At 71.2% G+C, this 19,324-nt stretch carries 20 protein-coding genes; 6 read left to right on the top strand and 14 right to left on the bottom strand.

Features of this window, described 5'->3' with window-relative positions:
* Positions 1-47: 47 nt before the first annotated feature.
* Positions 48-896, bottom strand: coding sequence for a helix-turn-helix domain-containing protein (locus CLV71_RS03275; protein ID WP_133901020.1), 849 nt, complete (start codon positions 894-896; stop codon positions 48-50).
* A gap of 78 nt (positions 897-974) precedes the next feature.
* On the opposite strand from CLV71_RS03275, the gene CLV71_RS03270 reads away from it, so the two are divergent.
* Both CLV71_RS03270 and CLV71_RS03265 read left to right on the top strand, forming a co-directional pair.
* On the top strand, positions 975-1,793 hold the full coding sequence (locus CLV71_RS03270; protein ID WP_133901019.1) for an alpha/beta fold hydrolase: 819 nt from the start codon (positions 975-977) through the stop codon (positions 1,791-1,793).
* An 8-nt stretch (positions 1,794-1,801) separates the two neighbouring features.
* Positions 1,802-2,425 carry a phosphatase PAP2 family protein gene (locus CLV71_RS03265; RefSeq protein WP_133901018.1) on the top strand — a complete coding sequence of 208 codons (624 nt, stop codon included), beginning with the start codon at positions 1,802-1,804 and terminating at the stop codon, positions 2,423-2,425.
* Here the strand turns inward: CLV71_RS03265 and CLV71_RS03260 are convergent.
* The 3 genes from CLV71_RS03260 to CLV71_RS03250 all read right to left on the bottom strand — a co-directional run bounded on the left by CLV71_RS03260 (position 2,358) and on the right by CLV71_RS03250 (position 5,275).
* On the bottom strand, positions 2,358-3,317 hold the full coding sequence (locus CLV71_RS03260; RefSeq protein WP_133901017.1) for a hypothetical protein: 960 nt from the start codon (positions 3,315-3,317) through the stop codon (positions 2,358-2,360). The two genes, CLV71_RS03265 and CLV71_RS03260, sit on opposite strands and share 68 nt — an antisense overlap.
* A 67-nt stretch (positions 3,318-3,384) precedes the next feature.
* Positions 3,385-4,548, bottom strand: coding sequence for a TolB-like translocation protein (locus tag CLV71_RS03255; RefSeq protein WP_133901016.1), 1,164 nt, complete (start codon positions 4,546-4,548; stop codon positions 3,385-3,387).
* Positions 4,549-4,609: 61 nt separating this feature from the next.
* Complete coding sequence (locus CLV71_RS03250; protein ID WP_133901015.1) at positions 4,610-5,275, bottom strand: TetR/AcrR family transcriptional regulator; 666 nt, start codon at positions 5,273-5,275, stop codon at positions 4,610-4,612.
* A gap of 78 nt (positions 5,276-5,353) precedes the next feature.
* On the opposite strand from CLV71_RS03250, the gene CLV71_RS03245 reads away from it, so the two are divergent.
* The 3 genes from CLV71_RS03245 (at position 5,354) to CLV71_RS47450 (ending at position 7,745) form a co-directional block, all read left to right on the top strand.
* Positions 5,354-6,835, top strand: coding sequence for an MFS transporter (locus tag CLV71_RS03245; RefSeq protein WP_133901014.1), 1,482 nt, complete (start codon positions 5,354-5,356; stop codon positions 6,833-6,835).
* Positions 6,836-7,208: 373 nt separating this feature from the next.
* Positions 7,209-7,460 (top strand): hypothetical protein, encoded by a 252-nt coding sequence (locus CLV71_RS03240; protein WP_133901013.1) that lies wholly within the window; start codon positions 7,209-7,211, stop codon positions 7,458-7,460.
* Between the two features lie 126 nt (positions 7,461-7,586).
* On the top strand, positions 7,587-7,745 hold the full coding sequence (locus CLV71_RS47450) for a hypothetical protein (RefSeq protein ID WP_166663902.1): 159 nt from the start codon (positions 7,587-7,589) through the stop codon (positions 7,743-7,745).
* A gap of 1 nt (position 7,746) precedes the next feature.
* Here the strand turns inward: CLV71_RS47450 and hisD are convergent, their stop codons facing one another.
* From hisD to CLV71_RS03220, 4 genes are all read right to left on the bottom strand, one after another.
* Complete coding sequence (gene hisD / locus CLV71_RS03235) at positions 7,747-9,039, bottom strand: histidinol dehydrogenase (protein WP_133901012.1); 1,293 nt, start codon at positions 9,037-9,039, stop codon at positions 7,747-7,749.
* Positions 9,040-9,103: 64 nt separating this feature from the next.
* Positions 9,104-10,192: an alanine racemase gene (locus CLV71_RS03230; RefSeq protein WP_133901011.1), complete on the bottom strand. Its 1,089-nt coding sequence runs from the start codon at positions 10,190-10,192 to the stop codon at positions 9,104-9,106.
* Positions 10,192-11,028 carry an amidohydrolase family protein gene (locus CLV71_RS03225; RefSeq protein ID WP_133901010.1) on the bottom strand — a complete coding sequence of 279 codons (837 nt, stop codon included), beginning with the start codon at positions 11,026-11,028 and terminating at the stop codon, positions 10,192-10,194. Before CLV71_RS03225 ends, CLV71_RS03230 begins: the two co-directional genes overlap by 1 nt.
* Positions 11,022-12,590, bottom strand: coding sequence for an N-acyl-D-amino-acid deacylase family protein (locus tag CLV71_RS03220; RefSeq protein ID WP_133901009.1), 1,569 nt, complete (start codon positions 12,588-12,590; stop codon positions 11,022-11,024). The genes CLV71_RS03225 and CLV71_RS03220 overlap by 7 nt, the downstream gene beginning before the upstream one ends.
* On the opposite strand from CLV71_RS03220, the gene CLV71_RS03215 reads away from it, so the two are divergent.
* Positions 12,589-12,966, top strand: coding sequence for a RidA family protein (locus tag CLV71_RS03215; protein ID WP_133901008.1), 378 nt, complete (start codon positions 12,589-12,591; stop codon positions 12,964-12,966). The two genes, CLV71_RS03220 and CLV71_RS03215, sit on opposite strands and share 2 nt — an antisense overlap.
* A gap of 2 nt (positions 12,967-12,968) precedes the next feature.
* Here the strand turns inward: CLV71_RS03215 and CLV71_RS03210 are convergent, their stop codons facing one another.
* From CLV71_RS03210 to CLV71_RS03185, 6 genes are all read right to left on the bottom strand, one after another.
* The gene (locus CLV71_RS03210) at positions 12,969-13,820 is read right to left on the bottom strand and encodes an IclR family transcriptional regulator (RefSeq protein ID WP_133901007.1); all 852 of its coding nucleotides are present in this window, start codon (positions 13,818-13,820) and stop codon (positions 12,969-12,971) included.
* Positions 13,820-14,809 (bottom strand): ABC transporter ATP-binding protein, encoded by a 990-nt coding sequence (locus CLV71_RS03205; protein ID WP_208297355.1) that lies wholly within the window; start codon positions 14,807-14,809, stop codon positions 13,820-13,822. The genes CLV71_RS03210 and CLV71_RS03205 overlap by 1 nt, the downstream gene beginning before the upstream one ends.
* Positions 14,806-15,789 (bottom strand): ABC transporter ATP-binding protein, encoded by a 984-nt coding sequence (locus CLV71_RS03200; RefSeq protein ID WP_133901005.1) that lies wholly within the window; start codon positions 15,787-15,789, stop codon positions 14,806-14,808. Before CLV71_RS03200 ends, CLV71_RS03205 begins: the two co-directional genes overlap by 4 nt.
* Positions 15,786-16,688 carry an ABC transporter permease gene (locus CLV71_RS03195; RefSeq protein WP_133901004.1) on the bottom strand — a complete coding sequence of 301 codons (903 nt, stop codon included), beginning with the start codon at positions 16,686-16,688 and terminating at the stop codon, positions 15,786-15,788. Before CLV71_RS03195 ends, CLV71_RS03200 begins: the two co-directional genes overlap by 4 nt.
* Positions 16,685-17,644 carry an ABC transporter permease gene (locus CLV71_RS03190; protein WP_133901003.1) on the bottom strand — a complete coding sequence of 320 codons (960 nt, stop codon included), beginning with the start codon at positions 17,642-17,644 and terminating at the stop codon, positions 16,685-16,687. The genes CLV71_RS03195 and CLV71_RS03190 overlap by 4 nt, the downstream gene beginning before the upstream one ends.
* Before the next feature lie 65 nt (positions 17,645-17,709).
* Positions 17,710-19,305: an ABC transporter substrate-binding protein gene (locus CLV71_RS03185; protein ID WP_133901002.1), complete on the bottom strand. Its 1,596-nt coding sequence runs from the start codon at positions 19,303-19,305 to the stop codon at positions 17,710-17,712.
* Between the last annotated feature and the right edge of the window lie 19 nt (positions 19,306-19,324).

Here is a 19,324-nt window from a genome sequence, read left to right as displayed (position 1 = left end):
GGCTGTCGTGCTCCCGGCGCGCGGGCCATCTGCCGAAAGGCAGAGATCTACCCGCGGGGCCACGCGGTGTCGTCGATGGTCAGCCAGGGTTCGCCGACCACGGCCGTCGGGGTCACGCCGGTGAACGCCACGACGTCGCGGTGCAGGTGGGACTGGTCGGTGTAGCCGCAGTCCGCCGCGACCCCGGCCGGGCCGTCACCCGCGACCAGCCGGTGGACGGCGTGGTCGAAGCGGACCAGCCGCGCGGCACGCTTGGGCGGCAGGCCGATCTGCGCCTGGAACCGCGACCACAGCCGCTTGCGGCTCCAGCCCACCTCCGCCGCGAGCCCGTCGACCCGGACCAGGCCACGACCGGCGACGATCCGCCGCCAGGCCCACGCCACCTCCGGGTCCACGAACGAGCGCTCCGCACACCTGCCGGCGAGCAGCGCGTCGGTCAACGCGAAGCGCTCCTCCCACGACGACAGCGTGTCCAGCCGTTCACAGATCCGTGCCAGGTCCCGGCCCCACAGGTCGTCGACGGCGACCACGACACCGTCCAGATCGGCCGGGGAGACGCCGAGCACCGCGTGCGCGACCACCGGGGACAGGCGCACCTGCACGCAGTCGACGCTCGCGCCCCGCGCCCACACCGCGCCGCCGGACCCGAGGCCAGGGCCGGCGAGGAGGCTCCCCCGCTGCTGGCGTCCGGCGGCGTGGACGACGGGCTGGTCGGCGCCGAACTCGAGGATCAGCATCACGGCCGGGTGCGGCACCACGCGCAGGCCCACCTCGGCCAGGCCGCCGTCGGGGATGTGGAACCCGGCCATGGTGACACCACCCAGCCGACTCGGCCGGGCAGGCGACGCGACGTCCCAGACCGCCGTCGCACCACGCTCGTGCACTGTGGACCCCATTCCTCGGATGCTACGCGCGCGGGCCGACGGGAACATTCGTCCAAGCCAGGGGCACGGCCCTGCGGCGACAGTGGCGTCATGACCACCTCCGCGAGAAGCGAGCACTCGACCCTGTCCCTGGACGGCGGCGACGTCCACGTGTGCCGGGACGGCCCGCGCGACGCCCCGGCGCTCCTGCTCATCCACGGGTCGGCCGCGTCGACCCGTTCGTGGGACCCGCTGGTCCCGTTGCTGACCGACGCCCACCACGTCGTCAGGATCGACCTGCTCGGGCACGGCCGGTCGGCCAAACCCACCGGCGTGAGCTACGAGATCCCTGACCAGGCGGACCGGGTGGGTTCGGCGCTGGACCGGCTCGGCGTCGAGCACGCGGTGGTGGTCGGCCACTCCACCGGCGGCTCGGTGGCCACCGCCCTCGTCGAGAACCGACCCGACCTGGTGACCGCGCTCGTGCTCGTCGACACCGGACCGCACCTGGGCGCCTACATCGCGCAGGACTTCGCCTTCGGGCCCGAGCAATGGGCGGAGCTGACCGGCGAACAGGTCCGCCACGCCACGAGTACCGCCGTCAGCCGCCCTGGCTACCGGGTACCGCAGGACGTCGTGGACGACGTGCGTGCCATGACCTACCACACGTTCACCACGACGATGGCGTGCGCGCGCGACTACCTGGTGCGCCGGCCGCTTCCCGACCGGCTGATGACGCTCGGCAAACCCCTGCTGGTGATCTTCGGCGAGGACGACCGGAGGTGGCGGTCGTCGTTCGCCGCCGAGTACTACGCGGTGCCCGACTCGCGGGTCGAGCTGCTGCCGGGCCTCGGACACTCACCCAACCTCGAGGATCCACAGCGGACCGCGGCACCCCTGCTCGCCTTCGCGGCGGTCCACGCGCGTTAGAGTCGATCGTGCTCCGCAGGCCGACGACCCGCGCCGTCCTCTGTGGACTCTGCGGGCTCGTCGTCCTGGTGCTCGGGCTCTTGTTCGTGGGCGACCACACGGCGAGCGGCATCGACGAGGTCACGTCGTCCGCCGTCGCCGCGTGGCCGCACGGGGTGCTGCGGGCACTGGTGTCGCCGACGGAGCCGTACGTGCTGCTGCCCGCGCTCACGCTGCTGGCGGCGTGGTGCCTGCACAGGTCGCGGCCGTGGGACGCGTCGCTCGTCGTGCTCGGGCCCTCGGTGGCCCTGGCGGTCAACACCTGGGTGTTGAAACCGCTGTTCGACCGGTGGAAGGGCGACACGCTCGTCTACCCGAGCGGGCACACCGTCAGCCTGGTCGCGACGCTCACCGTGGTGTTCCTGCTGGCCGGCGCCCGAGCCCGGGCGATCACGGCCGCCGCGGGCGCGGTGCTGCTCGCCGGCGTCACGATCGGGATGCTCGGGCTCGGGTACCACTACGTCACCGACGTCGTCGGCGGGACGTTCTTCGCGGTGTTCGCCGTACTCGTGGTGTGCGGCCTGCTCACCGCAGCGGCCGGTCGGTCCAGTCGGCCCGGTCGGGGTGGACGGTCATCCCGCGGAACACGCTGACGGAGCCGTCCGGTCCCAGCGGCGCGACCTCGGCGGCCGACTGGGCGTCGACGCGGATGCCGGTCTGGAGACCGGAGACGTCGTAGACCGTCAGCAGGTCGGCGTACTGCGCTCCCGAGACGACCGTCTGCCCGTCGTCTCCCACGACGATCTCGCGGTTGGCCTGGTAACCGTCGACAGTGGTGTTCGGGTGGCGGTCGCCGGGTGTCATCGGCTGGACGGACACGCCCAGGTTCATGCCCCGGTTGTCCCGGCTGGTGGCGAGGAGGAGTTCACCCTCCCACGGCCCCGGGAGCCCGCCTTCGCGGATCGTGCTCATCACCGGCCGCAGCCCGGTGGGCAGCCCGGTGAGGTGGAACGGGAAGCGCAGCCGCTCCGTGCCACCGACCCGCAGTTCGCGCGCGACCCGGTGCGCGATCCGGTGGAGGTCGCCGTTCAACCGCGAGACGGTCACCTCGGCCCACCCGTTCGGGGCGTAACGCCACTTCAGGATGATCTTCTCGGGTTCACCCGGCACGGTGACCCAGTAGGCGGGTGCGCCGTTCACGGGAGGTGCGGTCGTCACCGGCGCGTGTGACCCCGGCGGGCTGTCGGGCGGCCCCCACACCTCGAGCGGCAGCTCGGTCTCGGGTGTGTGCCCCGCGGAGTAGAGCGTCACGCCGACGCTCGCGGCGGGAAGGGACGCGAACGGCCCTTTGGACGGGTCCGGCACGTACTCCCACACCCCCGTCGAGAATCCCACGTCGTGGACCGTCGTGAAGCGCGAGTTCATCCTGTCCTCGGGCAGCCAGCCGAACGAGGCGAACCGGACCAGCGGATCGAACCGCACCGGCGCGCTCGCCACCGACGCCGCGGACCCGGTCGGCGCGTCACCCGGGACGGCATGGGTCACGCCGACGGCCAACCCCACGACGAGGACCGACGCGGCGACCGCCGACGTCCACGTCCCGCGAAGCCCGTCAGGACGGCAGCCAGCCGAGTACCTTGCTGACCTTGCCCGTACCCGAGGCGAAGGTCGACCCGCCGGTCTCGAGGTCGAACACGAACAGCGCCCCCCCGTCGGCGACCGCCCACGCGGTGCCCTCCGGGTTGAACGCGACGGAGTCCGGCTCCAGCAGCGGCGGGTTGTGGTCGTCGTCGAAGGTCGGTCTCAGCTTCTCGGTCCTGCCGGTGTCCACGACGTAGCGGCTCGTCGTGTGCCATTCGCCGGCGGCACCCGACAGCAGCAGCACGTCACACGACCCGTCGACGAACGCCGCCCGTGCCGACGGCAGTCTCCCGCCCCCCGGCGCGGGCCAGCCGGCATCGCCGAGTTCGTCGTCGCCGATGGCGGACGGCTCCACCACATACCGGTCGCCCGAGGTCTCGCCGCCGACGAACGTCATTACCCGGTCGCCGCACCGGTCCTCCAGCCGCCACTGCCCGGGCGAGTCGACCAGCCTCGGCGGGTCGAGGACGGCGACCGTCGTCGTGTCGGCGAGGACCTGCTGTGTCGGCTCGTCCTCGTCGACGACCACCGTGCCCGGCATGGTCGCCACCCGGTCGAACACGAGCCTGTTGTCGTCGAGCCAGCGACCGCAGGCGACCACGGAGAAGAGGATCACGGAGCCGCCGGCGGGATCGGCCCGCGGCAGGATGTAGCCTTCCGCGCTCTGGACGTACCGCTCCTGCTTCGGCTGGTCGACCCGTGTCACCACACCGTCCACAGTGGTCACGTAGAGAGCGTTGTCCACGCGGCCGAGGAACGCGAGGCGCGTGCCGTCCGGCGACCAGCTCAGGCAGTCGTTGCTCAGCAGCACGTTCACCGGGATCGTCGCCTCGGCGCCGGAGGCCAGGTCACGCCGCACGAGGGTGCCGTCCTCCCTGGCGTAGGCGAGCTGTCGCCCGTCCTGGCTCAGGTCGGCGGCGATCACCCCGTCCGCCACGGTCGCCGTCGCGCCGTCGCGCACCTCGACGACCCGGCCCTCGCCGGCTTCCGGGCCCTGGTCGAACGCGAGCAGGCGCCCGGTCAGCTTCGGCCCCGGCGGGTTGGAGGGAATCGGATCGCCCGTGTCCACGGGCCCTGCCGGCGCACACGCCGCGATCACCAGCACCACGGCCAGAACGCCCACCCAGCGACTCATCGAGCAATGCTAGTACGGCACACGCGAAGAAGCGCCGGAATGTTCCGTTCCAGCGGAACGTCTACCGGGTGGCCTGTGCGAGCAGTCCGTCGACGAAGGCGCTCAGCCCCTCGCGGTAGGTGTCCCGCGCCGCCAGTTCCGGCCACTGGTCCCCCAGCGCGGCCAGGTTGGGCAGGTGGGACAGGTCGCGGCCGGCGAAGAAGTCGGGGCGCTCGCCGGGCGGCCGGGGCGCGGAGTGGGCCCTGACGAGGATCTCGCCCGCGGTGAAGTACCAGAGGTTGCGGAAGACGTCGACGGCCTGCGCCGGGGTGCACCCGTGGTCGACCGCACCGGCCAGGATCGTCTCCACCAGCCACAGCGCCGACTCGCCGAGGCGGCGCAGGAACCCGTCCGCGGTGAGGACCTCCGCGGCCCACGGCCAGTCCGCCAGGCCGTCGTGCATCGCGGTGGCCGCCACGACGACGCGTTCCCTCGGCTCGGGCGGCAGGTCGGGGCGCGGGATCTGGTCGGCGTGGTGGTTGAGCAGCTGGACCAGGAGGTCCTCCTTGTCCCGCACGTGGTGGTACAGGGTCGTCGCCCCGACGCCGATCTCCGAGGCCAGCCTGCGGATAGTCAGCTTCTCCCAGCCGTCCCGGTCGATGAGCCGACGGGCCGCCGTCAGGATCTCCGCGCGTGAGGTGAGCGGCGGCCTTCCGGTCCGGCCGTGCGGTGCGTTGGGTCGGGCCACCGGCCCATCATGCCCTCCCACCGGCCGTCCCTCGAATCGCACTCGACACTCCCGCGCCGCCGGTGCTACTTTCGGAACATGTTCGAAAAGTCAACCAAGAGATCGAAGGCGGGGCCGGGGGTGGTCCTCGCCGCGGTCGCCGTCGTGCAGTTCATGGTGTCGCTGGACCTGTCGGTCGTGAACGTGGGACTTCCCCGGATCGCCACCGGCCTCGGGTTCAGCGCGGTGGGTGTGACCTGGGTGATCCACGCCTACGCCCTCACCTTCGGCGGTCTGCTGCTCCTCGGCGGCAAGGCGGCCGACCGGTACGGCCGCAGGCGCCTCGTGCTGTTCGGGCTCGGCCTGTTCGGCCTGGCCTCGCTGGTCGGCGGCTTCGCGCAGGCGCCGGGGCACCTGGTGGCGGCCAGGGCGGCGCAGGGCGTCGGGGCCGCCGCACTGGCACCGGCCGCGCTGGCACTGCTGACCGCGACGTTCCCCTCCGGCAGGGCTCGCGTGCGGGCGTTCGGGGTGTGGAGCGCCATGAACGCCGCCGGTGGCGCACTGGGTGTCCTCATGGGCGGCGTGCTCACCCAGTACGCGGGCTGGCGCTGGGTGATGTTCGTCAACGTGCCGATGGCCGCGTTCGCGCTGGTCCTGACCCTGCGGGGGGTCGTCGCCGACCGCACCCCGGTGCGTGGCGGCAGGCCCGACGTCCTCGGCGCCGTCCTGGCCACGGCGGGCATGACGCTGCTGGTGTTCGGGGTCGTCCGCACGGACCGGTACGCGTGGACCTCGCCGGTCACCGTGACGACCCTGGTGCTCGCCGCCGCGCTGCTGGCCGCGTTCGTCCACGTCGAACGGACCACCACCCGCGAACCGCTGGTCCGGCTCGGTCTGTTCGCCAACCGGTCGGTCGCGGGGGCGAACGCCTACAACCTGCTGCTCGGTGCGGCCATGGCGTCGGCCTTCTACTTCGCGTCCCTCTACCTCCAGCGCGTGCTGGGCAACGGCCCCGCACTGACCGGGGTCGAGTTCCTGCCGTTCGCACTGGGCGTCGTCGCCGGTTCCGTGCTCGCGATCAGGCTCGGCTACCGCGTCGCGCCACGCACCCTCCTGATCGGCGGCGGACTCCTGACCGCGGCGGGCTTCGCCTGGTTCGGCACGGTCAGCGCGGACGGCACGTTCGCGGCGGACATCCTCGGCCCGTCGATCGTCGCGAGCGTCGGCTTCGGGCTCTGCCTCGCACCGGTGGTCTCCGTCGCCACGGCCGGAGTCGCGCCCCACGAGGCGGGCACGGCGTCGGGGCTGCTCAACAGCTCACGTCAACTCGGCGCCTCGCTGGGCCTCGCCGCACTCGGGACCGCGGCACAACAGCGGGCAGGCGCAACCGGTTCCCCCGAAAGCCTCAACGCGGGCTACGCACTCGGCCTGTCCCTCGGCGCCGCACTGCTGGTCGCCGCGGTCCTCGTCGCCGTCGCCGTACTGCGCCGCGCGACCGCGACACCGCGGGCGGCGCCCGCCGAACGCGAGGTGCCTGTCGCCGCACCGACCACGCGGGGGCATGCGGGTTCATCACAGTGACGACCTTGCCGACACGGTGACCGCGCTGGGAGAGGAAGCCGCTCCCAGCGCGTGGCGCGTCCGCCAATCCTTGCCCCGCAAACACATCCGCTCCACCGGTCGCTCGTGTGCCCGTCCTGGCTTGACAATCGTCCAGTGATCTCCACGGGTGCGGTGATCCACACGAGGGTGGTCTGGTGGGCCGACACGTGCTTATCTGTAGGCAGCGCCGTCGACGTATCCGCGGAGGAACGCTGATCTCATGAATACGAAGCGGGTTCCTGGAATCCGGCCTCGGGTGGCGACACTGGTGCTGGCGGGCGCCGTCTCCGTCACGAGTGGGTGTGCCGGCACCCCGTCCTCCACACCACCGACCACTACCACTGTCACCCAGTTGTCGACCACCACGACCACGGCCCGCCAGGAGCTCACGCGGGTCACCGGCACGATCACGTCCTCCGACGTGCCCGGCTGTCTGCTGCTCGACGCCCAGATACGCCAGTACCAGCTGGTGGGCGACCGCGCGGCGGGGCTCCAGCCAGGGACCCGCATGACGGTGACCGGTCTCGCCGACCCCAACACGCCCGGTGCCTGCGGGAACAGCATCCCGCTCACCGTGGACGAGGCGGTGCCCGCCGAGGAGTGACTCCACAGTGGACGGACGGGTGAGCAGCGCCGCTCTTCGTACCGATCGCCGCCGTGACGTTTGGACGGGTGGTGTTCGTGGGTACTTCTCCTGACAGCTGAGTCCCCGCCGAGTCAGGAGAACACCATGCCGTGGGTACGTCGACACCGCCGCAGCAGGCCCGGTCTGTTCAACTTCGGCAGCACGACGGTGCGCAGCCACTACCGCCGCTCACCAGGCAGCATCCCGATCATCGGGATCGTCGTCGCCATCGTGGTGATCCTCATCCTGATCGCGATCTTCTGAGCTAGGTCCGGGGCGCCCACTCCGGTCGCTGCCCGGGTGCGAGGGCACGCACGTCACCGGAGCGGGCATGTCCCTCGAACAGCTCCACCCGGGCCGCCCGCCCGCAGACCTCGCCCAGCAGCGCGCTCGACGCGGGGTCGGTGACCTCCTGGTAGGTCACCGTCTTCAGGTACTTGCCGACCCACAGACCGCCGGTGTAGCGGGCCGCCCCCCGCGTCGGCAGGACGTGGTTGGTGCCGATCACCTTGTCGCCGAACGAGACGCAGGTACCCGCACCGAGGAACAGGGCGCCGTAGTCACGCAGCACGGACAGCGCCTCGCGCGGGTTGGCCGTGAGGACCTCCACGTGCTCGAACGAGTACTCGTCGGTGAGCGCGTACGCCTCGTCCAGTGAGTCGACCACCACCACCTCGCCGTAGTCCCGCCAGGCCGGGCCCGCCATGTCGCGGGTCGGCATGCCGGGCAGCAACGCGTCGATGTGGGCCATGGCCTCACGCGCCAGGGTCTCCGACGTCGAGACGAGCACCGCCGGGCTGTCCGGGCCGTGTTCGGCCTGGCTCAGCAGGTCCACGGCCACCGTGAACGGGTCGGCCGTGCCGTCGGCGACGACCAGGATCTCCGTCGGGCCGGCGAACAGGTCGATGCCCACCTCCCCGTACAGCGTGCGCTTGGCCTCGGCCACGTAGGCGTTGCCCGGGCCAGCCAGCATGTTCACCGCGGGCACGGTCTCGGTGCCGCATGCCAGTGCCGCGATCGCCTGTACACCGCCGAACAGGTAGATCTCGTCGGCACCCGCCAGGTGCATCGCGGCCACCGTCGCGGCGGGTACCTCGCCGCGGATCGGCGGGGTGCACGCGGCGACCCGCGGCACGCCGGCGACCTTCGCGGTCACCACGGTCATGTGCGCGGAGGCGACCAGCGGGTAGCGGCCGCCCGGCACGTACGCACCGGCCGCCGCCACCGGGATGTGCCTGTGTCCCAACACGACGCCGGGCAGGGTCTCCACCTCGACGTCCCGCAGCGACTCACGCTGGCGCAGCGCGAACTCCCGGACCTGGCCCTGCGCGAACCGGATGTCGGCGATCACCTGTTCGGGCAGCGTGGCCACCGTCTTCTCGATGTCCTCCTCGGTCAGCCGGAAGGACTCCGGGGACCACGAGTCGAACTTCTCGGAGTACTCGCGGACCGCCGCGTCGCCCCGCGCGCGGACCTCGGCGATGATCCGTTCGACTGTCTCGCGCACCTCGGCGGAGCCGGTGGCCGGGGTCGCTGTGCGGGCCTTGAGAACACGCATGGTCTGCCTTCCGTTGTGCTACACGAAAAAGCGAACGCGAAACACCGTTCCATGTCAAGGGCTGCTAGTAACGCGCGGCGATCGGCCATTCGGCGAGCACCTCGGTACGACGCACCGCGTACGCGTGGCTCCACATGTTGGTGGTGCCACAGGCGTGGTTGGGCACCAGCCTGACGAGGTCGCCGACCGCGAAACCCCCACTGTGGAAGAGAAACCCGTGTTCCTCGTTGGCTTCGGCGAACGTGACACCGGGCAGCGGTACGCCGGCCGGGTCCACCGCGACGCCGACCGAGCCGGCCACCGCGATGGTGTCGGAACTCATCGCCTTGACACCCGCGTCGATGATCGCCCGGCCGTCACGCTGGACCGACACCACGCGCGCGAGCACGGTCAGCGCGCACCGGTCGATGGTGGTGCTGCCCAACCGCACCTGGTTGGCGTCGTGGTACGCGTAGGTGCCGGGCCGGGCCTCGGTGACGCCTGCGACGAACGGCGCCGAGGTGGCCCCGGGTGTCGAGCCCACGGAGACGACGTCGATCGGGTGGCCCGCGAGCCGCAGTGCCTCACCCACCGCCACGAGCCGTTCCCCCGCCGCGGTTCCGGCCTCCTCCAACGACGTTCGGTCGGCAGAGGCGGCGATGTGGCCCTCGTGGGTCAGCACGCCGCGCAGCCGCAACCCCGGGAGGGCGGTGATCGCCTCGGCAGCCGCGACGGCGTGGTCCGGTTCGACGCCCAACCGCGCGTGTCCCGTGTTCACCTCGAGCAGGAACGGCACGGTCACCCCGGCCTCGGCAGCCGCCGTGGACAGTGGACGCGCCGCCTCGACCGAGTCGAGCGTGACCGTCAGACCGCCCTGTCGGGCCACCTCCACGGCGAGCGCGACCTTGCCGGGCCCCACGGGAACGTTGGCCCACAACAGATCCGTGACGCCGTGCGCACGCAGCCAGGTGACCTCGGCCGCGGTCGAGCAGGTCATCCCGACGGCACCCGCGTCGAGCTGCCTGCGGGCCACCTCCCAGCACTTCGACGTCTTCGCGTGTGGCCGCAACGCCACCTCGGAGCCGGCGAACGACTTCGCCATCGCCGCGATGTTGCGGTCCAGGCGGTCGACGTCCACCAGCAGTGCCGGGGTGTCCAGCTCGCGCAGGTCCATCAGGCCAGTCCCAACGCCGCACGCGGGTCGCCGTCCACCAGCCAGTCCACGGTGTCCGGTCTGATCGCGGGATAGCCGGACGGGCGCAGGTCGACCAGCTCCCGCAGCCCCGCCACGGCCTCGGTGGGTGTCCACATCGGATAGTCGGAGCCGAACAGCAGCTTGGGCACGACGTCCCACTCCTGCGCACGCACGAGCGCCATGAACCCGTCCAGCGGACGCGCCCACGCGGCCGACACGTCGCCGAACACGTTGCGGTTCTTGCGGAGCACGACGATCGTCTCGCGCTGCCACGGGTGCCCTAGGTGCGCGATGATCTGCCGCAGGTCCGGGTGCCTGCGTGCCACGTCGTCGACCAGCAGCGGCTCGGACAGGTCGAGACGGCCCTCCGGGCTCGGCGTGGCACCCATGTGCCACAACACGATCAGGCCCGCCTCCGTGGCGGCGCGGAAGAACGGGTCGTGAGCCGGGTCGCGCGGGTCGAAGTGCGCGAGCACCGGATAGAGCTTGATGCCCCGCAGTCCCCGGGCGATGCCGTCGGCGAGCTGGTCCATGACGTCCGCGTCGCCGAGGTCCAGCGCCATGAAGCCGATCGTGTTCGTGGCCGTCTCGGCGCAGAACCTCTCGACGAACTCGTTGGGCGTGATCACCCCGGCGCGGGTCGCCCGCATGCCGAACACGAACGCGAGGTCGACCCCTGCCGCCGCCATGGCCTCGTCGTACTGCGCGGGCGTGTGGTCCGGGTAGGAGTTGCCGTACACCGGCTGCCAGTTCCGGTGCCACTCGCAACCCCAGTGCTCGGCCAGGTGGCAGTGGGTGTGGACGTCGATCAGCATGAGGCTCCTCGTAGTACGTGTCCGGCCCGCGTGCCGGTGTGCTCGCCGCCCTCGACGGTCACCGCGCCGTTCACCAGCACCAGGTCGATGCCGTCGGCGAATCGGTGGGGGTCGGTGAAGGTCGCCCGGTCACCGAGGCGTTCCGGGTCGAACACGACGACGTCCGCGGGCGCGCCCTCCCGCAGGACGCCCCGGTCGGTCAGCCCGAGCCGTGCGGCCGGTGCGGACGTGCAGCGGCGGACCGCGTCGGCCAGGTCGTCGGCGTAGCGGGTGAGGTAACGCGGGAAGCAGCCGTAGCTGCGCGGGTGCGGCACGCCCGCGCCGGTGACCCCGCCGGGGTCGAGTGCCTGCCCGTCCGACGCGACGACCGCGCTCGGGTGTGCGAGGACGGTCCGCAGGTCGTCGTCACTGCGGCCACCCGCGGTCATCATCACGCCGGTGCCCAGCTCGGCCAGCAGGTCCAGCGCGACCTCGTCGCCGTCACCACCGCCCGCGAGTTCCGCGATGGTGGAGCCGAGCGCGGGCACGGGCCTCGCTGTCCAGCTGATGGTGATCTCGTCCCACGTGGTGGGCCGGTTCCGCCACCCCTCGCGGATCCGCGCACGGACGGCGGGGTCCGCCAGGCGCGGCACCCACGTCGTGGGACCGCCCTCCTGCGCCCACGCGGGTAGCAGCTGGGCCAGCGGCGCGTTGCCGTGCAGGTACGGGTAGATGTCCACGCCGACCGAACACCCGTCGGCGTTGGCCGCGTCGACCAGGTCCAGCGCCTGGCGCACGGCACCCCAGTTGCGCCTGCCGACCGCGGCGAGGTGCGAGATCTGCGTGCGGCAGCCCGTGCGGCGAGCCACCGTCACGGCCTGGGTGACCGACTCGATCAGGCCGTCGTCGTAGCTGCGGACGTGCCAGGTGAAGATCTTCCCCGCCGCCGCGGTGACCTCGGCGAGGGCGAGCAGCTCGTCCTCGCGGGCGAACGGGAGCGGCGCGTAGACCAGGCCGGTGGACAGGCCGACCGCGCCGGCGTCGAGCGCGTCACGCAGGAGCCCGCCCATGGTGTCCAGCTCGGCCGGGGTGGCGGGCCGGTCGGCGAACCCGCAGACCACGGCACGCAGCACGAGGTGCCCGACGAGCGCGGCGACGTTCACGCCGGGGCCCGCCTCGGCGACCGTGTCGAGATAGCCCGGCAGGTCGGTCCACGTCCAGGCGACGGACGGGTCGAGGTCCAGGTAGCTGACCGCGGCACGCAGGTCGGCCCGCTCCGGGGCGGTGACGCCGAGCCCGCAGTTGCCGACCACCTCGGTGGTGACGCCCTGGTGCACCTTGCTGAGCGCACGCGGGTCGGACAGCAGCGTCAGGTCGGAGTGGGTGTGGATGTCGACGAAGCCGGGGCAGACGACCCGCCCGCTCACGTCGACGTGACGCACGTCGGAGGGCAGTGCCTCGCCGACGGACGCGATCCGGCCGTCACGCACCAGGACCGTCGCGTACCGGCCGGGTGCGCCGGTGCCGTCCAGGACCAGTCCCCCGGTCAACGCCAGACCTGGAACGTGGTTCCATGTCGTCATGATCGAACGATTCCATCCCGCGGGGTTCCCCGCGCCGGTCGTGCCGCTCTCACACGCCACCAAGGCGGGCGGCTTCGTCTACGTGTCGGGGCAGGTGGCCACCGACGCCGACAACAAGGTCTACGTCGGCGACTTCACCCGCGAGGTCGAGAGCGTGCTGGACAACGTCGAGGCGGTGCTCGAGGCCGCGGGCGCACGCCTGGACCAGCTGGTGAAGGTCGGCGCGTTCCTGTCCAACGCGACGCTCTTCGCGCCGTTCAACGAGGTCTACGCGCGCCGGTTCGGCGACGCCCCGCCCGCGCGCACCACCGTGGTCGTCGACTTCGGACACCCCGACGTCCGGGTCGAGATCGAGGCGATCGCGTACGTGGGGTGAGCTCACGCGCCGGCCGATCGCAGCGACCGGTGCACGATCCGCAACGCTGTCGTGAAGTCCGGGTCGGCCGCCATCGTCTTCGCCACCTCGTCCAGCATCGCGACGTACTCGTGCTGCTTGGCGGTGGCGAACTCGCCGGCGGGCCCGGACACCGACAGCGCGGCCAGCGACTCGCCGCCGACCCGCACCGGCACGGCGACGCACCGCAGCCCGCTGCTGCGCTCGTTGTCGTCGAACGCGAACCCGCGGCGCGCGGTCTTGCGCAGGTCGCGGCGCAGTTCCTCGAGCGAGGTGATGGTGTGCTCGGTGAACGACGCGAACGGCTCGGCCGGGACCGTGCGCGCGAGCTGCTCGTCGGTGAGGTCGGACAGCAGCACCTTGCCGAGGCCGGTGCAGTACGTGTGGTCGCGTGAGCCGAGCGTGGCGGTGAACCGCAGCGGCCGGTCGGGTTCCGCGACGCAGATGTGCAGCACCTGGTCGCCGTCGAGCACGCCGAGGTTCGCCGTCTGCCCGGTGCCCGCGGCCACGGGCTTGAGGTACTCCTGCGCGACGACCGTCAGGTCCAGGGTGGACACGTAGGACGCGGCGAGCCGGTGCACCTTGTGCCCGAGCCGGTAGGAGGGCCGCTCGTCGACGCGGACCACGTACTCCATCTCCGACAGCACGGCCAGCAGGCGCACGAGGGTGCTCTTCGGTAAGGCGGTCGAGGCGCTGAAGTCGGTCAGCGTCAACGGCTCCGACGCGGCGGCGAGCATCTCCAGCAGCGCGAGACCGCGAGCGAGGGCGTTGGCGTGGTAGTTCGCCGACGCGGGTTTCGAGTCGTCGACCGACACCTGTCTGGTCGTACGGGCCATCACACGCTCCTAACCGGGAGGACCTCGGGGAAGTGGCACGCACTGGGGTGCCCGATGCCGAGCCGGTCGGCCAGTTCGGGTGCCTCCTGCGCGCAGACATCCTGCGCCTTCCAGCACCGGGTGCGGAACCGGCACCCACTCGGCGGGTTGCTCGGGCTCGGCACGTCGCCGGTGAGCGTGATCCGCTCCCGCTCGTCGCGGCCCACCGGGTCCGGCACGGGGATCGCCGAGAGCAGCGCCTGTGTGTACGGGTGGGACGGCCGGGTGAAGATGTCCTCCCGGGTGCCGGTCTCCACGATGCCGCCGAGGTACATGACGGCGACCCGGTGGGAGATGTGGCGGACCACCGACAGGTTGTGCGAGATGAACAGGTACGCGAGGCCGAGGCGTTCCTGGAGGCCGCGGAGCTGGTTGATGACCTGGGCCTGCACGGAGACGTCCAGCGCGCTGACCGGCTCGTCGAGCACGATCAGGCGCGGGTCGAGCGCGAGCGCCCTGGCGAGGCCGACGCGCTGGCGCTGGCCGCCGGAGAACTCGTGGGCGTAGCGGCGTGCGTGCTCGGGGCGCAGGCCGACCATGTCGAGCAGCTCGGCCACGCGGTCGCCGCCGCCGTCGCGGTAGCGGCCCTGGACGCGCAGGGGTTCGGCGATGATGTCGTGGACGGTCATGCGTGGGCTGAGGGACGCGTAGGGGTCCTGGAACATGATCTGGATGTCCTGGCGCCTCGGGCGCAGCTCGCGCTGGGAGAGCGTGGACAGGTCGGTGCCGTCGAACTCGATGCGCCCGGCCGTCGGTTCCAGGAGGCGGACGAGCAGCCTGCCGGTGGTGGACTTGCCACAGCCCGACTCCCCCACCAGCGACAGCGTCTCGCCGGCGGCCAGCTCGAGGTCGACGCCGTCGACGGCCCGGATCTGGCCGACCGTGCGCCGCAGGACGCCCTTGCGGATCGGGAAGTGCTTGGACAGGCCCTGGACCTTGAGGAGCGTCATACCCCCACCTCCTCGGCGTAGTGACATGCACTCCGGCGGCCGTCCCCGATCTCGCGGGGTTCGGGACGTTCGGTGCGACAGCGGTCCCGGGCCATCGGGCAACGCGGGTGGAACGGGCACCCGGACGGTGGGTCGATCATGTTGGGCGGGTTGCCGGGGATGGCGTCCAGCTCGTCGGCCTGCGAGTCCATCCTGGGCAGGCTCTTGAGCAGGCCGACCGTGTAGGGGTGTTTCGGCGACGCGAACAGCTCCCTGACGCCCGCTGTCTCGGCGATCCGGCCCGCGTACATGACCACGACCCGGTCGGCCAGCTCGGCGACCACACCCAGGTCGTGGGTGATCAGGACGGTCGCCGCGCCGGTCTCGCGCTGTGCCTTGCGGACCAGCTCGAGCACCTGCGCCTGGATGGTCACGTCGAGTGCGGTGGTCGGCTCGTCGGCGATGATCAGGTCCGGGTCGTTGGCGATGGCCATCGCGATCATCGCGCGCTGGCGCATGCCGCCGGAGAACTCGTGCGGGTACTGCTTGAGGCGCTGTGCGGCGTCCGGCACCCCGACCAGGCCCAGCAGGTCGAGCGCCCGGCTTCGCGCGGCCTTCTTGTCCCGTGTGGACTGGTGCAGCACCACGGCCTCGACGATCTGGTCACCGACGGTCATCACCGGGTTCAGCGCCGTCATCGGGTCCTGGAAGATCATGCCGACCGGGCCGCCACGCACGGCCCGCAGGTCGTCGAGCGACATCGCACGCAGGTCACGGCCCCGGAAGGTCAGTGCGTCCGCACTCACCCGCGCGGGTGGCTCTCGGAGCAGTCGCAGCACGGACATGGCCGTCACGCTCTTCCCGGACCCCGACTCCCCCACGATCGCGACGATCTCACCGGGGAACACGTCCAGGCTCACGCCATCGACGGCGTGTACGACGCCGTCCTCGGTGGGGAAGTCCACCCGCAGCGTGTCGATCTTCAACAACGGCTCGGTCATGTCTGCCTCGGGTCTACTGCGTCGCGGAGGCCGTCGCCGATGAAGTTGACGGCCAGCACGGTGAGTGCGACCGCGATACCGGGTGAGAGCCACAGCCACGGCTGGCCCGCGATGACGGTCAGGCTCTGTGCGTCGGTGAGCATGTTGCCCCAGCTGGCCGTCGGTGGCTGCACGCCGAGGCCCAGGAACGAGAACGTGGCCTCCAGCCCGATCGCCTGCGCGGTGGCGAACGTCGCCGCCACGCTGATCGGCGGCAGCGCGGCCGGGATGACGTGCCGGAACATGAGCCACCCCGATGCGGCACCCGCCGCCCGCGCTGCCAGCAGGTACTCCTGCTCACGCAGCGACAGCGTGACGCCGCGGACGATGCGGCCACACACCGGCCACTGGAACACCCCGATCGCGATGATCATCGTCGGCACGCTCGGGCCCAGCATGCCCGCGATCACGACGATCACGATCACCACCGGGAAGGACATGAAGATGTCGGCGAGGCGCATGACCACGCCGTCCACCCAGCGCCCCAGCAGGCCCGCGAGGCTGCCGAGCACCGCCCCGAGGATGACCGCGAGGGCCGCCGCGGCCAGGCCGACGCCCAGAGACACCCTGGCCGCGTGCAGGAGGCGGGAGAACACGTCGCGGCCGGTCGGGTCGGTGCCCAGCCAGTGCGTGCCAGACGGCGCCTCACGGGCGTGCAGCAGGTCGATCGCGTTGGGGTCGAAGCCCGCGATCGGCCTCGCGAACACCGCGGCGACGATCACCAGCAGCAGGAACACCACGCTGGCCAGCGCGAGCGGGTGGCGCCGGAACCGGCGAAGGCCCGTGTGCCACGGGGTCCTGGCGGTGACCGTGGCGTCCGAGGTGGACTCGGCGGGCAGGTCCGCGGGGAGATCGGTCATCGCAGCCTCACTCTCGGGTCGACCACCGTGTACAGCACGTCGGCCAGCAGGTTGAACAGCAACACCAGGATCGCGACGAGCAACGCGAACCCGACGATCACCGAGTAGTCCTGCTGCCTGACCGAGCTGATCGCGAGCTGCCCCATGCCCGGCCACGCGAACACCTGCTCGATGACGACCGCGCCGGCGAGCAGCTGTCCCATGTTGGAGGCGATCACGGTGATCACCGGGATCAGCGAGTTGCGCAACGCGTGCCGGTACACGACCCGGCGCCGTGACGCGCCCTTGGCCTCGGCCGTGCGCACGTAGTCCGCGCCAAGCTCGGTGATCATGGTGCCGCGGATGTAACGCAGATAGCTTCCCGTGTTGGCGATGCCGAGGATCAACGCGGGCAGCACCAGATGTCGGATCGAGTCGAGCAGGCTCGGGTTCGCCGGGTCGGCGATGCCCGAGGACGGCAGCCACTGCCACTGCAGCGTGAACACGAAGATCGCGATCAGCGCCAGGAAGAACACCGGGATGGACACCGAACCGAGGCTCACCACCGCGGTGCCGTAGTCCCAGACCGAGTTCTTCCGCCGTGCGGCGAGGATGCCGAGCGGGAACGCGATGAGCAGCGAGATCACCAGTCCGATGAGCATCAGCTCGACGGTCGGGCCGATCCGCTCCCCGAGCAGCTCGGTGACCGGGCGGCCGTTGAGCAGGGAGTAGCCGAGGTCGCCCTGGACGGCACTCGTCAGCCAGAACCAGTACTGCACGAACACCGGCCGGTCCAGCCCCAGCGCGTGGCGCTGCTGGGCGATGTACTCGGTGCTGCCGGAGTTGAGCTGGTCGGCCGGGATCCGCATCGCGATCGGGTCGCCGGGCGCCTTGTGGACCAGCCAGAAGATCGCGACGGTGATCAGGAGGAACACCAGCACGTTCGTCGCCAGCCTGCGCACCAGGTACGCGCCCATCTCGCCTCCCTTCGCTCGCTCGTGGGTGGGAAGGGTGGCGGGCGGGTGCCCGCCACCCTCGTGGCTCAGCCCGCGATGCTCCAGCTCGCCGGGTCGAAGAACCCGGAGTCCTGGGAGCCGGGCGCCTTGAAGCCCTTGACCTTGTCGTTCACGCCCCACAGTCCGTTGGGCGAGTACAGCCACATCAGGTCGGCCTGGTCGTTCTCCCGCTTGGCCGCCTTGTCGTACAGGGACTTGCGTTCCTTGTCGTCGACCGTCGCGTTGGCCTGGGTCATGTAGCCGTCCAGCGTCGGGTCGCAGAACTGGTTGATGTTGCCACCGGCCGGGAAGCGCTGGGCGCAGGCGGTGATGTAGAAGATGCTCGACGAGTCGATCGCGTAGTTGCCGCCGCCGTAGAGCGTCATGTCGTAGGACTTGTCGGTGTAGCTCTTGGAGATCTGCGCGGCCTGGACGTTGACCAGGTTCACCTTCACCCCGACGGCGCCGAGCTGGTTCTGGATGATCGTCGACGTCGCGTCGCGGTCACGCTGGCCCTGCACCCACTGGAGGTTGATGGCCCGGTTGGGGTCCCAGCCCGCCTCGGCGAGGAGCGACTTCGCCTTGTCCGGGTCGTAGCCGTAGTCGTTGAGCCCGGACGGCTCGTTGTCCTTGGCGAAGTCGGACAGCCGCACCTCGCCCTTGCCCGCCAGCACCGTCTTCACGATCTGTTCGCGGTCGATGGCGTACAGGAACGCCTGGCGCACCCGCACGTCCGCGAAGTAGTCCTTGGACTGGTTCAGCGCGATGCGCACGAACCCCGCACCCGGCTTCTCCTGTGTGGACACGCCGTTGAACTTCGCGACCGTGTCGAGGTCGGTCGGCGAGTAGGACGCGATGTCGATTCCGCCGTTGCCCAGCTGCGCGGTGGCCGCGTCCGACGTCATCGGCTTGAGGTACACGTCCTTGATCTTCGCGGGGCTCCGGTACTCGGGGTTCGCGGTCACGTGCACGTACTGGTTCGTCTTGTACTCGACGAACTTGTACGGGCCGATGGTCACCTTGGGCTCGCGGAAGAACTCGTTCTTCGCGATGTCGGCCGACGGCGTGCTGGACAGCACGTGCTCGGGCAGGATGTAGGCGATGCCGATCTGCGAGACCAGGCCGAAGTTCGGCGAGGTGGCCTTGATCACGAACGTGTCGTCGTCCGGCGCGGTGAACCCGGAGATGTCGGTCGCCTTGCCCGCCACGAAGTCCGAGACACCCGTGACCGCGGTGTAGAGACCGGCCGTGGCGCTGCCCGACTTGGGGTCGGCCAACAGCTTGTAGGTGTAGAGCACGTCCTTGGAGGTGAACGGCTTGCCGTCGCTCCACTTCAGACCCTTGCGGAGCTTGAAGGTGAACGTGGTGGCGTCGGAGGACACCTCGTAGCTCTCGGCGAGCCTCGGCTGGAGCTTGTAGCTGGGGTCCACGCCGAGCAGTCCCTCGTACAGGAACGACATCACCTGGTTGTCCGGGCCGCTGCTCGGGGCGAGCGGGCCGAACAGGCCGGCGGGTTCCTGGTACAGGTAGACGTTCAGGGCGGAACCGGAGCTGGTGCCGCCGCTGCTGGCGGGCGGCGGTCCTGCGCAGCCCGCGACCGCCAACGCGGCGGTCGCCAGCGCGACGACTAACTTACGACGCATGGGATGTGCCTCTCTGGTA

The organism is Actinophytocola oryzae (assembly GCF_004364325.1).
Lineage (GTDB): Bacteria > Actinomycetota > Actinomycetes > Mycobacteriales > Pseudonocardiaceae > Actinophytocola > Actinophytocola oryzae.
Note: the sequence above shows the minus strand (reverse complement) of the source record. Positions and strands in the feature narration are given on the sequence as shown.

Coding starts and splice junctions, on each gene's coding strand:
- CLV71_RS03275 (WP_133901020.1), bottom strand. CDS start 896: ATGGGGTCCACAGTGCACGAGCGTGGTGCGACGGCGGTCTGGGACGTC.
- CLV71_RS03270 (WP_133901019.1), top strand. CDS start 975: ATGACCACCTCCGCGAGAAGCGAGCACTCGACCCTGTCCCTGGACGGC.
- CLV71_RS03255 (WP_133901016.1), bottom strand. CDS start 4,548: ATGAGTCGCTGGGTGGGCGTTCTGGCCGTGGTGCTGGTGATCGCGGCG.
- CLV71_RS03245 (WP_133901014.1), top strand. CDS start 5,354: ATGTTCGAAAAGTCAACCAAGAGATCGAAGGCGGGGCCGGGGGTGGTC.
- CLV71_RS47450 (WP_166663902.1), top strand. CDS start 7,587: ATGCCGTGGGTACGTCGACACCGCCGCAGCAGGCCCGGTCTGTTCAAC.
- hisD (WP_133901012.1), bottom strand. CDS start 9,039: ATGCGTGTTCTCAAGGCCCGCACAGCGACCCCGGCCACCGGCTCCGCC.
- CLV71_RS03230 (WP_133901011.1), bottom strand. CDS start 10,192: ATGGACCTGCGCGAGCTGGACACCCCGGCACTGCTGGTGGACGTCGAC.
- CLV71_RS03225 (WP_133901010.1), bottom strand. CDS start 11,028: ATGCTGATCGACGTCCACACCCACTGCCACCTGGCCGAGCACTGGGGT.
- CLV71_RS03215 (WP_133901008.1), top strand. CDS start 12,589: ATGATCGAACGATTCCATCCCGCGGGGTTCCCCGCGCCGGTCGTGCCG.
- CLV71_RS03220 (WP_133901009.1), bottom strand. CDS start 12,590: ATGACGACATGGAACCACGTTCCAGGTCTGGCGTTGACCGGGGGACTG.
- CLV71_RS03210 (WP_133901007.1), bottom strand. CDS start 13,820: ATGGCCCGTACGACCAGACAGGTGTCGGTCGACGACTCGAAACCCGCG.
- CLV71_RS03205 (WP_208297355.1), bottom strand. CDS start 14,809: ATGACGCTCCTCAAGGTCCAGGGCCTGTCCAAGCACTTCCCGATCCGC.
- CLV71_RS03200 (WP_133901005.1), bottom strand. CDS start 15,789: ATGACCGAGCCGTTGTTGAAGATCGACACGCTGCGGGTGGACTTCCCC.
- CLV71_RS03195 (WP_133901004.1), bottom strand. CDS start 16,688: ATGACCGATCTCCCCGCGGACCTGCCCGCCGAGTCCACCTCGGACGCC.
- CLV71_RS03190 (WP_133901003.1), bottom strand. CDS start 17,644: ATGGGCGCGTACCTGGTGCGCAGGCTGGCGACGAACGTGCTGGTGTTC.
- CLV71_RS03185 (WP_133901002.1), bottom strand. CDS start 19,305: ATGCGTCGTAAGTTAGTCGTCGCGCTGGCGACCGCCGCGTTGGCGGTC.